At 60.6% G+C, this 13,540-nt stretch carries 6 protein-coding genes; all 6 read left to right on the top strand.

The genetic code is table 11. The annotated features are described in order from the left end of the window. Window position 1 precedes the first annotated feature (1 nt). The 6 genes from EFB14_RS19315 to EFB14_RS33905 all read left to right on the top strand — a co-directional run bounded on the left by EFB14_RS19315 (window position 2) and on the right by EFB14_RS33905 (window position 13,484). Complete coding sequence (locus EFB14_RS19315) at window positions 2-1,720, top strand: ShlB/FhaC/HecB family hemolysin secretion/activation protein (RefSeq protein ID WP_126828072.1); 1,719 nt, start codon at window positions 2-4, stop codon at window positions 1,718-1,720. A 74-nt stretch (window positions 1,721-1,794) separates the two neighbouring features. Then, window positions 1,795-2,481 (top strand): hypothetical protein, encoded by a 687-nt coding sequence (locus tag EFB14_RS19310; protein WP_126828482.1) that lies wholly within the window; start codon window positions 1,795-1,797, stop codon window positions 2,479-2,481. A gap of 176 nt (window positions 2,482-2,657) precedes the next feature. Continuing rightward, window positions 2,658-11,375 (top strand): hemagglutinin repeat-containing protein, encoded by an 8,718-nt coding sequence (locus EFB14_RS19305; protein ID WP_245438256.1) that lies wholly within the window; start codon window positions 2,658-2,660, stop codon window positions 11,373-11,375. Then, complete coding sequence (locus EFB14_RS19300) at window positions 11,372-11,731, top strand: hypothetical protein (RefSeq protein WP_126828070.1); 360 nt, start codon at window positions 11,372-11,374, stop codon at window positions 11,729-11,731. The genes EFB14_RS19305 and EFB14_RS19300 overlap by 4 nt, the downstream gene beginning before the upstream one ends. 201 nt (window positions 11,732-11,932) lie before the next feature. Next, a complete protein-coding gene (locus EFB14_RS19295) occupies window positions 11,933-12,850 on the top strand; it encodes a hypothetical protein (RefSeq protein WP_126828068.1) in 918 nt (305 codons plus the stop codon). A 4-nt stretch (window positions 12,851-12,854) separates the two neighbouring features. Then, the gene (locus EFB14_RS33905) at window positions 12,855-13,484 is read left to right on the top strand and encodes an ATP-dependent DNA ligase (RefSeq protein ID WP_376772345.1); all 630 of its coding nucleotides are present in this window, start codon (window positions 12,855-12,857) and stop codon (window positions 13,482-13,484) included. The last annotated feature ends 56 nt before the right edge of the window (window positions 13,485-13,540 follow it).

Raw genomic sequence — 13,540 nt, 5'->3', positions numbered from 1 at the left:
CATGACGTTAGAAATTCGACACTTCCTGGCCGCTGGCATCCTCGCGATGGGCGTCGCCCCCGCCTACGCGCAGTCCCCCGCCGATGATTTCACCCGTCGCCAAGAGGCGCAGTCGCAGGCCCAGCGGCTGGATGCCCTTCGCCGCGCGACGCCGGGTGGCGGCGGGGATGCGCAAAACGGGCCTTTGCCCGCAAGCCAGGGGAACGGGGCCTGTTTCGACATCACACGCGTCGAGATCGACGGTGCGACCCTGCTGTCGCCGGGAGAACTTCGCAAGGTGACGGCGCCTTATGGCAATCGCTGCGTCGGCCTGGCGGAGATCAATGCCGTTCTCAGGGATGTGACGCACCTCTATATCGATCATGGCTATGTGACCTCACGTGCCTACGTGCCGCAACAGGATATCGCCAAGACCAGGGTCCTCCGTCTGCTCGTCGTCGAAGGCACGCTTTCGGACATCTATCTCAACGGGCAAAAAGTTGCCGGCAGCGGCCCGCTGGCGACGGCTTTTCCCGGTCTGATCGGTCGGGTCGTCAATATCCGCGATATCGAGCAGGGGCTCGACCAGATGAACCGGCTGCAGGCCAACGACGCCAAATCGACCATGCTGCCGGGTCCAAAGGATGGAACGTCCATCCTGAACATCGAAAACCGTCAGGGCAGGCCCTGGCATGTCTCCTTGGGCAACAACAATATGGGGCAGGAGAGCACCGGCTTTTCCAGAACTTCGGCGTCGCTCGGCTTCGACGATCTGCTCGATATCAACGATCAGTGGAACTTCTCATACGAACATAGCGGTCCCGATTATCCCTGGAGCAATGACGGCAGGGGATTTGGCAACAGCTATTCCGGCAGCGTCAGCGTCCCCTACGGTTATTCCACTGTTTCGCTGAACGGCTCCTGGTACCAGTATGAAAGTGCCGTCGAAGGAAACTTCAGCACGCTCGAAACCTCCGGCAATTCGGGGCAGGCGGGTCTCGGCATCGATCGCGTCGTCTTCCGCGACAAGGATTCGATCACCACCGTCCGCAGCGGCCTGACCTACAAACAGACCAACAACTTCCTGCTCGGCAATCTGATCGAGGTCGGCAGCCGCCGCTATACGGTCGGCGATATCGGCATTTCCCATTCCCGCAGCATGTTCGGCGGCGTCTGGATGTTCGACGCGAGTTATGACAAGGGGCTCGGCCTCTTCGATGCCGTCAGGCCGGGGGATCCCGGCGCCGGCAACGCCGATCCGCGATTTTCGAAATTCAATGCCACCGTCAGCGTGACGCAGCCGCTCCAGGCCGCCGGCCGGCAGTTCGAGCTGACCTCGCTCATCAGCGGTCAATACTCCCCCGACAATCTTCTCGGCGCCGAGCAGATCTCGCTTGGCGGCTACAGCAACGTCCGCGGCACGCGCGAAAGCGTGCTTTTCGGCAATAACGGCATATTCGCTCACAACGAGATCGTCTGGCGAACCAAATCCAGCGAAAGCGGCGGCGCGGCCGCGAAGCTGTTCGGCGAACTCCGCCCCTATCTCGGCTTCGACTATGGCCATGTCTACGCGCAGAAGCGGTTCGACATAACAGGCGGCGACCTCGCCAGCTGGACGGCCGGCATCCGGACCGTCGGCGGCAATATCAGCACCGATCTCGGCTACTCCGACATTGTGGCAAGCAGCGTCGAGCATGTCGACGGCGGCCTCTTTTACTTTAGCGCATCCACGCATTGGTAACGAACCCGAGGGGGATGGCGGCAAACGAACACCAACTTTTGCACCTCTCTTCTAACCGGCCCGGAGAAAATCTTATGAAGAAAAGAACTTTTACAGCCTCGGCTTTGAGCATCGTTTCAGTGCTGCTGGCCTCGTGCGGCGGGGCAAAAGATCCCGCGATGATCGCCGGCGAACGACAGGCAAAATCCGAAGAGATCCTCAACGAAAGGAAGCAGAAAGGCGCGCTGATCATGACGCGCTTTATCTATCCCGGTTTGTTTGGTCCTATCCGGTGCCTGGCTGATATCCGGCTTCGCAAACTTGTCGCCGGTGCACCCGACGAAACGACTCCTCCCGTGGACCTTGGAACCGCCGCCCGCTGGCTCCTGCCCGAGCAAGCCAAGCCGGCGGACATGAAGGGCGATTTCCTGAACCCTGTTCCCGATGCAAAAGACTACGAGCGCGCCTTTCAACCGATCGCGCCCGGCACTTACGTCGTCACCCACGCTCGTTGCCAGATGTCTTCGCCGAACGGGACCACGACGCTCGAGGCAGGCGGCGATCATGGCGGCCTGTTCAGCTATATCAGCGCGTTGGAAGGTGCGAGCACGATCACGATTGGCGAGGGCCAGATCGTCGACGCGGGCTATTTCCGTGTTCAGGGGACGAGAGACCACCCCGTCGTAGTGGGCCAGGAAGCAAGCTCTGCCGAGCGCGAGGTCATGAAGGAAGTCATTCCGGGAGCCTACTCCTCGATCACGTTCAAGAAGTTCGGGGAATAGGCAAGCCGAATCCTTGCGCGGACGCGCCAAATCGCGCCCATTTTGTTTGGATTGCATTTACCTCAAGCACAGGCAGAAGTTGACCGTGACCAACGGCTGTGGTCTCGGTCCCTCTGGGAAATTACAACCACGGCGAGATTTTTCTGCCAGTTGGGTTCAGGTCGCGGAAGGCAGTGATGGGCGCAGAGTTGGGTAAGTCGACGACCGCAGAAAACGGCGTCGCCGGAACAGATGGAATGCTTGCTTGCAGGATCTCACGTCTCGCCCGGCAATCCCTCGCTCTCCTATTGAGCGGTCTGCTGGTCTTCCAGCCGATGCTTGCCAATGCCCAATCGGTCTCGGCGAGCAGCACGGCGGCGGCGTCCAATCAGCCGGGCGTCGGCACAGCGCCGAACGGCGTGCCGCTCATCGACATCGTCACGCCGAACAGCCAGGGCCTGTCGCATAACAAATACGACAATTTCAACGTCGGCACACCGGGCCTCATCCTCAACAACTTCAAGGGCGAGGTCGGCACCTCCAATCTCGGCGGCCTGACGCCGGGCAATCCCAATCTCAACACATCCGGTCCGGCCACGGTCATTCTCAATGAGGTCACCAGCGGCAACCGCTCGGCATTGAACGGGCCGACCGAAGTGTTCGGCGGGCGGGCCGACGTGATCATTGCTAACCCAAACGGTATCACCTGTGATGGCTGCGGCTTCATCAATACGCCGCATGCGACGCTGACCACAGGTGTTCCCGATATCGGCGTGGACGGCGCGCTGAAGGGATTCACGGTCAACGGCGGGGACGTCACCATCGGACCGAACGGCGGCAACTTCGCCGCCGGACCCGGCGCGGTGGATCTCTTCGACATCGTCTCGCGCGCAGTCACCGTCAACGGTCCGGTCTATGGCAAGGACCTTCGCATCACGGCCGGCCGTAATCAATTCGATTATGCCACCGGCAACGCCACGGCGCTTGCGGCGACCTCTGGCACGCCGGAATATGCGATCGACGGTTCGGCGCTTGGCGCCATGCAGGCCGGTCGCATCAAGATGGTCGTGACCGAGCGGGGCGCAGGTGTGCGCATGCGCGGCGACATGGCCGCCAATACGGGCGAGCTATCGCTGTCGGCTGACGGCAAGATTTCGCTCGGCAACGTCTCTGGCCAGCAGGGCGTTTCGATCTCCTCGAAGACGAAGGTGACGGCTTCCAAGGTCACGTCGAAGGCCAAAGTCACCGTTCAGGCGGACCAGGGCATCACCCTCGACACGGTCGCTGCCGATGACGACATCCTGCTTTCCAGCGGCAGCGGCTTATTGAGTGTCGGCGGCGAGGTGAACAGCGCCGCCAACGTTCAGATGACATCGACCGCCGGCATTGCGGCCGGCAGCGTCGTCGCCGGCGATGCGATCACTCTGTCCACCACCGCTGGCGACATTGCGGTCGCCGGCGTCGTCAAGGGTGCCGGTGCGCTCTCGATCACGGCGATGGCCGGTTCGATCTCGGCTGCTTCGCTGACCGGCGGCAATGATGTCTCGCTTTCCGCCGGCGCGGAGATCGACATATCGGGTGATGTGCTGGCGCAGGGCAACGTCACGGCATCAGGCGGTTCGATCTCGGCCGGTAGTGTCGTTTCCGGCCTCGATGCGGCCGCGACGAATGCCGCGGCGAACGGCAGCACGATTCTCGGTAGCGCCGGCGACATCCGTCTTGATGCCGGTAGCGGCGCGATCGATGTCGGTGGGCTCCTGTCGGCCGGCGACACGTCGGTCACCGCGGCCGCCTTGACGGCCGACTCTGTCACCGCGCACGGCGCCGTTGCCATCGATGCCGCCACGGACGTCAGCGGTCAGATCCTGAGCGCCGGCAACGTGTCGATCACCGGTGGTGCGATTTCGGCGGAGGCGATCGTTTCAGGTCTCGACTTCGCCGCCACCGCCGCTTCGCCGGGCGGCGCTGCCGTCCTCGGCCCGTCGGGCGATCTCACGCTGGATGCGGGCAACAGCGGCAGCGTCGATGTCGACACGCTCATTGCCGTGGGCGCTCTTCTCGTCGATGCCGGCCGTTTCCAGGCAGACAATATCAGCGGCCATGGAAGCGTCTCGATCAACGCCGATACGTCGATCAGCGGTCAGCTCCTTGCCGCGGGCGACGTTTCGATCACGGGTTCGGCCATAAGGGCCGGAGGCATCGCCTCTGGTGTCGATTTCGCCGCCACCGCACAATCGGCCAATGGCACGTTGGTGCTGCAGCAGGCGGGCGGCATGAACCTTGCCGCGACCAGCGGTTCGATCACCGTTTCCAACGCGCTGATGAGCAGCGGCAACCTTTCGGCCGATGCGAGCCAGAACATCGCCTATAACAAGCTCCAGAGCCTCAGCAGCGCCGATCTCGCCGCCTCCGGCCAGATCAGCTACGGAAATCCCACCAGCGCTGCCGGCAATCTGACCCTCACCACCACTACCATTGATCTCTCCAATGGCGGGGCCGGCAACATCGCCGCGGGCGGCACGCTGACGCTCAATGCCAATAGCGCCAACCTCAGCAACAACAGCATCACCCTCGGCGGCCTGACCCTCAATCTCTCCGGCACGGCCGATCTCACCGGCACCCGGATCAATGCCGTCACCAATGCCGGCGGTTCGGGTGACATCGCCATCAATGCCTCCGACCTCTCCACGTCGAACAGCACGGCGCTGCTCGCCGTCAGCGATCTGACGCTGTCGCTGTCGTCGCTGACCAATGCCGGGCTACTCGCCGCGGGCAACGATCTGACGCTCAATGTTTCTGGCAATTTCACCAACAGCGCCACGGGCCTCGCCTATGCCGGCAACGACGCCGACCTCTTCGTCGGCGGGGTGCTCACCAACAATCAAGGCGCCATCCTCGCCAACCACGACCTTCAGATCGCCGGAGCGGCGGCCGGGCTGAGAAACACGGGCGTCACCAATATTTCCGGTCTGATCCAGGCCGGAAACGACATCTCCATCCTGACCGGCAACCTGACCAACAAGCGGCTCGCCACGCCGCAATGGGCGACCGGGACGCTGGTTTCTTCAGGTGTCGTCAGCGGCTTCACGCTCAACCCCGTCGCCGCCGGCCTGCCTTTCGGCTATCTTGAGACCGCAGATCAGAACATGTTCCAGCTCTATGCCGGCGTCGATCCGGCCTTGTGGCAGGATTATGAGCCGCTGCTCTGGTCGCAGGCGACGCTCGCCGACGGCACGACCTATCATGCCTGGACATGGATATCAGGCAACGGACCGACGAAAGTCCAGCCGATCTTCGACTGGATCATGGACCGCGTGCCGAAGGACGCGAACGGCAATCCCGTTGTCGATCCCAACAATCCATCGCGTTATTTCATCGTCGATGAGGTCAACCACGGCGGCTCTGACACCAGCACCACCTACACATGGGATTGGTCGTCCCACCTCAGCCAGTCGGTCTACGAAGACCGACTGGTCGGCACGCTCAGCCCGGAAGCGACGATCCGGGCGAGCCGCAACCTTTCGATCGACGCCACGAATCTGACCAATTCCTACAGCTCGATCGAGGCCGGCGGCAACGCAACGCTGAAGGGCTCGACACTCAACAATACGGGCGTCACGCTCTTTCGCACGACGACGACAACCTGCAACGCCCAGGGCGCCTGCACGGCCTATGATGGCAATGGCAACGCCAATCCCTCGAAGAACATCGCCAACGGCTCGACGATCGTCAGCTCCGTCCAGGCGATCGGCGGCGTCTCGGCCAACATCAAGGCCGGTGGTGCGCTTTCCGTCGATTTCGGCAGCGTCAACAACACGTCCGCAGCCGGCTCGATGGCCGGCGGCGCCAGCGTGGCGGCGACGAGCAACCCCGGTGATCCGCTTTCGGCGCTCACCGGTCTGACGGCCGGCGGCGCGCTGTTCAGCGTCAACGCCGGCCTCGGCGGCGGCAACCCGCTTTCCGGCCTCGGTGACATTGCCGAACGCATTCGGCTCGACAGCGCAGCCCTTGAGGCCACCGCCAAACCGCAATCGGGCGGCGTCGGCGGGAACATACCCCATCAGATATTCCTGTTCGAAACCCGCGGCGACTTCCTCGATGTCAGCAAGTTCTACGGCTCCGGCTATTTCATGAACAAAATCGGCTACGTGCCGGAGACGACGGTTCCGTTTCTGGGCGATGCCTATTTCGAGAACCAGTTGATCGACACGCAGTTGCGGCAGCTTGTCGGCGAGGGGCTCGGCAGAAGCACCTTCATCGCCGGCAATGACGCCATCGAGCAGATGAAGACGCTGCTCGACAACGGCGTGGCCTATGCAAAGGCTCAAGGTCTTGCGGTCGGCCAGGGTCTGACGCCGGAACAGGCGGCTGCTCTCACCAAGTCGATTGTCCTCTATCAATGGCAGACCGTCGACGGCGTCCAGGTGCTCGCGCCGGTCGTCTATGTTGCCGCCGCCGACCGGCAGAAACTCAGCAGCGCCGGCGCCGCCATGGCAGGCGGCTCGGTCGATATGAATGTCGGCAATCTCGACAATTCCGGCCTGATCGCATCCAATGGCAGCCTGACTGTCTCCGGCAGTTCCATCCAGGGCAGCGGCACGTTCCTGTCGCGCGGCGATACGACGCTCAATGCCACCAACGGCATCACACTTGCCGCCCAGACGATGACGATCGGCGGCCAGAATGTCGCCAACACCAATGCCGGCGTGACGGCAGGCGGCAATCTGCAGCTTGCCGGCGGCAGCGGCGATCTGGCGCTGAAGGGCGTCAAGGTCAATGCCACAGGCGACGCCCAGCTCTCCGGCAAAAACGTGACGCTGGGTGCCGCCAAGGTCGAAAACGCAGGCCAGCAGAATGCCACCGGCAGCCAGGTCGCCAGCGGCAAGGCCCTGACGATCAAGGCAACCGACAACGTCAACGTCATCGGCAGCTCCGCCAAAGCGGGCACGACGCTCGATGTGACGGCCGACAAGGGTTCGGTGGCCGTGGTGTCGACAGATGTCGCCCGCAACAACCAGTCCGGCTACACTAGGACTCTTTCCACCGACCAGCAGCAATCGCAGCTATCCGCCGGCACGAATGCGACGATCAAATCGGGCGACGACATCCTGCTCTCCGGCTCCTCCGTCAAGGCCGGCGGCGATGTCGCGCTCAGCGCCGGCGACGATATCAACATCACCGCCGCCCAGGAGCAGTCCGCATCCACCTTCGGCAAGAAGTCCGCCTCGTCGATCACCCATGTCGGCTCGGAGATATCCGCTGGCGGCGACCTCTCGGTGACGGCGGGCAACGGCAGCGGCGATCACGACCTCAACATCGTCGGCAGCAAGCTTGCCGCCGACGGCAAACTCGCTCTCGATGCCGACGGCGACGTGACGATCGCCGAAGCCACTGACACCGCAACCCTTGACACCAGACTCAGCACCAAGGGCGGCTTCCTCGGCACGAGCGAGAAGACGACCACCCATCTGGAAACGACGACGGCCGTCGGCTCATCGATTAGCGGCGGCGCGGGCGTCGACATCTCTTCCGGCAAGGACACGGTTATCTCGGCCTCGAAGGTGATAGCCGGCGACGAGGACCATGACGCCGATCTGAACATCACCGCCACGGGCGACCTCGTCATCGCCTCCGGCAAGAACACCAGCGCCAAGGACGACAAGAGCTCGCGCAGCGGCTTCCTGTCCAAGGGGGCGTCCAGCTACAAGAGTTATGACGAGACGACGGTCGGCTCCGAACTCGGCGCATCCGGCAATATCAACCTGAATGCCGCCGGTGCTGTGGTGATCGCAGGCTCCAAGGCCGATGCGGATGGCTCGATTTCCATCGAGGGCGACAGCGTCTCTGTCATCGGTGCGGCCGAGCAGCACGAGCTTGAGATCACGCGCAAGAAATCCGGTCTCTTCGTTGGCTCCGGCGACGGCTTCATATCTCTCTGGGGCAAGGAACAGAAGAGCGGCAAACAAGCCTCCGAACTCAACGTCGCATCGGTGCTGTCAGCCGGAACGGATGTGACGCTCAAATCGCGCGAGACCGACGTCAACATCCTCGGTTCAAGCATTGATGCCAAGCAGGACCTTGTTCTCAATGCCGCCCGCGACGTCAATATTACACCGGGTGCGGAAACCGCTTCCGCTGAAGAGAAGGAAAAGCGCTCCGGCTTTGGCATCGCATTCAGTTCCGGCAATGGCGGCGCCTCAATTGGCATCGGCTATGGCAAGTCGGTCGATCAGACTGCGCAGTCTTCGGCGACCAATGCCGTCTCGACCCTCTCTGCCGGTCGTGATCTGACGATATCAGCCGGGCGAGACGCTAACCTCCAGGCCGCGCAAGTCTCGGCAGAACACGATGTTGCCATCTTGGCTGATCGGCATGTCAACCTGCTCTCGGCTCAGGACCAGACGAACTACGAGCACTTGCATGAGGAGTTCTTCGCCGGCATCACTCTGTCGGTTTCGTCCGGGCTTGTGAGTGCAGCCGAAAGCGTGCAATCGGCGGCAAGCGGGCTCGGTGACAACGCCGGCCTTTACGCCGCCGCGCCGACGGCACTTGCGGCGATCAACGCCTACAAGACGCTCGAGAGCATCTCGAAGGGGGACAGTAGTCTGGCTTCCGTGTCGCTGACGGCAGGCTTTAACTATCAAAAGTACGAAAATGCCGCTTCGAGTTCCTCTCCCGTCGTCACGTCGGTTCGGGCTGGCGGGGCAATAGCCATAGAGGCAACATCCGGCGATCTCACCGGCCACGGCGCGCAGATCGTGGCTGGCTACGATGCGAACGGCAAACCGACTGTCTCGGAGGATGCGAATGCCGGCAATGTCCTGCTGTCGGCAGGTCACAACATCGTGCTGGAAAGCGCACAGGCGACAAACGAGAGTTCGAGCAAAAGCTCGTCTGCAGGCGCCAGCATCGGCGTTGGCGCGGAAATCGGTGGCCCCAACGGCGGTGGGATTGGCCTGACTGGCAGCGCCAGTGCAGGCATGGGCAAAGTCGGCGAAACCGGCGTTACGCAACTGAACAGCCACGTCATGGGCTCCGGCGCCGTTGCGTTGAACTCGGGCAATGACACGACTCTTAAAGGTGCTGTCGTCTCAGGCAACACCGTCATCGCGAATGTGGGCGGCAACCTCAATATCGTCAGCCAGCAGGATACGTCGACCTATAGGGAAACGACGGCAGGGGCATCGATCGGGCTGTCACCCGCTGGCGCACTGTCCGGCGGCGCCAGCACTGGGAAGGTCAAGGGCGATTTCGCCAATGTCTCCGAACAGAGCGGCATCGTCGCTGGCAGCGGTGGTTATCATGTGGCTGCCGGCGGCACCGTCGATCTCAAAGGCGGTGTCATTGCCTCGACCGCGGATCCTCAGAACAACGAGTTGAGCGCCACGGCGCTGACCTATTCCAACATCGAGAACGCTTCGAGCGCCTCTACGTCAGGTTATGGTGTCGTCCTCAGCCCAAGCGGCATCCCGCTGCCGGCGGTCGATACGCCTGCGAAGCAGGAAGATCACGGCAAGGCGCTCGCGACCCTGTCGCCGGGCAAGCTGACGCTCAGCGACCAGAAGCAGGATCTCTCCGGCCTCAATACCGATCTTTCCAAGGCGAACTCGCAGGCCGATTTTTATGACATCGAAACGCTGAAGCGCCGGCAAGAAAGCGCCGCAGCCGTTTCGCAGCTTCTGAACATGGCGATCGGCGAGATCTCCCAGAAGCTCGGCTTTGCGGATGGAAGTCCCGAGAAGATTGCCTTGCATGCGGCGGCCGGCGCTCTCACTGCGGTGGTTTCCGGAGGCGATGTAGGCATCGGCGCTTTCGCTGGCGGCACGCAGGAACTGATCGGCGCGGTCATCGGCAAGGCGCTGATGGACAATCCGAATCTGACGCAGGAGGAGCGTAACGCGCTCAGCCAATGGGCGGCGGTTCTCGTCGGCGCCGCGATCGGCGGAAATCAAGGGGCCTCCACTGCGCTCGACGCGGAAACTTTCAACCGACAGCTTCACACTGAGGAAGCCAAGCTCATTGCCGCCAATGCCGTTCGCTATGCGGTCCAGCAAGGGTATTGCGCCAGTGTTGATACTTGCTCTGATGCTGCGATCAACGTTGCTGTCGGCGAACTGACCAGCCAAGCGCTCAAGCAGGTGGACATCTCGGCAGCAAACTTGCCGCAGAACGATGCAGCATCTGCCTTTCTCGACAGCATCGCGCCGAAACGTTCCATTTCCGGTCTCTGCACGGGCTGTAATCAGACCTATTTCCATGCAAGTGGTGATGTCTATCGCGATACGTCGATCAACTCGGAGACCTTTTCTCAAATCGTTGGGTTCTACGTTCTCGCATCTGCTGTGTACAACAGCGAGCATGTGACCCAGATCAGCATCGTTGACAGCCTCATACGGCAGACAGAGCTTATCAGTGGCATACGCAACGCAAATGCCAACGTCGATCAGACGATGCTGCCGTGGGAGATATTCAATGGCGTTTTCGCCGGAATAGGCGGTCCATTCGCTGTTAAGCAGAGAGTGGCCGAACGCGAGGCACTCGCCACTGAGACCGCCGGTACAACCAGGACACGGCTTATTGACGAATTGCTTGGAAAGGGCGTCAAGGTTGCCCCACAAAGTGTACTCGAGATACAAAGGGTAAATGGTAAGACGATTTGGCTCGAAACCGGCAGTTCAACTGCGGGTCTTCGTCATATCGTCGGCGAGCATGGTGCCGAATTTGCTCAGCGTGGCTTTTCCGAACTCGAAATTCCAAACGTCCTATTTGCTGCTCTTCAACAAAACAATGTCGTCGGCTATCAAGGGCGAGGAGCAGGGCGTCCGATCTATGAATTTGATTACCGTGGTCAGATTTACCGGCTGGCAATCACGGTTGGAAACAACGGGTTCATTGTCGGAGCGAATTTCAAATGACAACCAGTGAAGCTACTACTCTACTCCATAAGCGTCTGAAATTGATGGCCGAAGTCCAATGTTGGGCAATCTGGGACGTGGATACGCACGATAATATTGATCCCTCTACGCTGCCAATTTCACAGGCGCTTGCAGAGGCTATAAATCAATGGTCGGATTGGTTTGATTCAATTTACAAACTTGATCAGCCAAATTTTCAAATCGACATTTCCTTTTCCTCAAAGCAAGAGGAGGATCAATTCTATGATGAAGGCTGGCGCTTGTTGAGTCGACTAAAAAACGAGATGCCGTCCGTGGAATGGTGGTACAGGGATCATCGGCTCGACGCCATTCGCCAAGACCGCCCAAGCGGCTAGGAGTTAAAAGTTGTTGAGGAACGCTCCCGAGTTCGAATCCAAAAAAATGGACTGATCGAACCACTTTTTGGATCGATACCGTACGCCCGTCATCGCGTTCGGTGTTGCAGCAGCGTGTGTCGCTTCAATCGCGAACGTTGTGCTCAGGATAAGAGCCAATTCTGCAATTGTGGAACTGTAAGAACCATTCTGGGGGACTGAATGCGATATCACAAGCTTGAGGGTGCTACACTCGTCAATCACTTCACGCTGCACCACGCGAGCGCGAAGAACGATGGCAGGCCGTTCATTTCAACCTGTGTCCCGCAGACGGTCCACTTGGATCTCGACTGCATCGAAATCACTCATGCCGCCGAATGGCAGGATAAGGATTTCGTCGAGAAGACTCCGGAGACGCCCAACTTCAAGCTCGCGACCACGCTGAATGCCCGCGGCACGACCATCGACACGATTACCGTTTTCCGAGTGCCCGAGGGGGAGGTCGGGCGGTTCCAAGAAATCGAGATCCAAATCAAGCCACTGCGAAAAGGCATCGTTGGTGGCAAGACTCAGGCGTCCTCCATGGATGGCGTAAAGTTCTCGGGCATCTCCTCGACGACCGTTCCCGAGGAGGGATTGATGGACGGCGAACCGGGCAAGATATTTTACCGCGATCCCGAGGATGACTGGTGGGACAAGAAGTCGGAGCCATATCTGCAGCTCGAAGCGTACATTGATGAAGATGAATTCAATTCGCTCCTGCAGAGGCTGTCGGTCACCTCGGCACCCATTGCAAATGGAAGGCTGCAGATCACAGCCGAGCTTTTCGAAAACGAAGTCGATGCGACGCTATCGGAACCGTGGCACCCTAAACAGTACGGCCTGCTGATGAAGGGTGAGAAGACTCTGTATGCCTGGACAAGAGCGCGGGCGGACAGGATACAGATTGACTATCGGCCGGTGGCCGTTCCCCGCTCACCTACAGCAACGATCGATGAGGATGGGGAGTATCAGCCGCCAACCCCATTCGAGCCAGTGTCGGCTGCGGCGGTCAAAAAGATCGAAAAACATCTAAAAAACATCGCCATGACCGTAGGAATTGGTCTCGCGGCTATCTTCCTCGTTCTCATTTCAAGGTAACGCTATGAAACAGAAACTGTCATCCGGTGCTCAGAAGGTCGCAGCAGCGGCCAAGGCTCGCCCTGCTGAGACGCGTTGGTCGCTGATTGGAGCGGTGGTCGGAGTTTTTCTCGGCCTGCTTATCGGGGGCGTCGGGGTAGCCGCGATGGGCGGCGCTGAAGTGAGGGAGCCGCTCCTGCAGATTGGGTTGCAGCTATCTCATTTCCAGCCCGGCATCGGCGCACATCCGCTCCGGATTCTGCCTGTGAAATCGGTCGAAGGCATCGATCCTGAACGTCTCACCGACCTGATCCTGGCGCATAAGGGAGGGCACGACCGCTTCGACGCCTTGTATCCGAAAGTGCAGGAAGACATGCATGCCATGGCCGAAAAGTACCAGCAGTCGATCGATGCCGCCGTGCTTCCTCTCGACGTGATGCCGGACAGAATTGAGCTTGCTCTCGCGTTGCTGAAGGCCAACCCGCCGAAAGGCGAGCAAAGGCTGTATGAGGTCAAATGGGATGGTTACCGTCTGGCGATCCACAAGTCCGGCGATGACGTTCGCCTGATAACCAGAGGCGGCCACGACTGGAAGCATCGTTTCCCGACCATCGTCGCTGCGGCTGCGACCCTCCGGTTGGAACCGCGGGTTTGAGTCAAGATTTTCTGCCACATCGCGCTTCGTTAGGCGAAAGTCGATCGTCGTTCCAC

The organism is Rhizobium fabae (assembly GCF_003985135.1).
Lineage (GTDB): Bacteria > Pseudomonadota > Alphaproteobacteria > Rhizobiales > Rhizobiaceae > Rhizobium > Rhizobium pisi.
The sequence above is the reverse complement of the archived record's forward strand: the minus strand, read 5'-3'. Positions and strand labels throughout refer to the sequence as shown.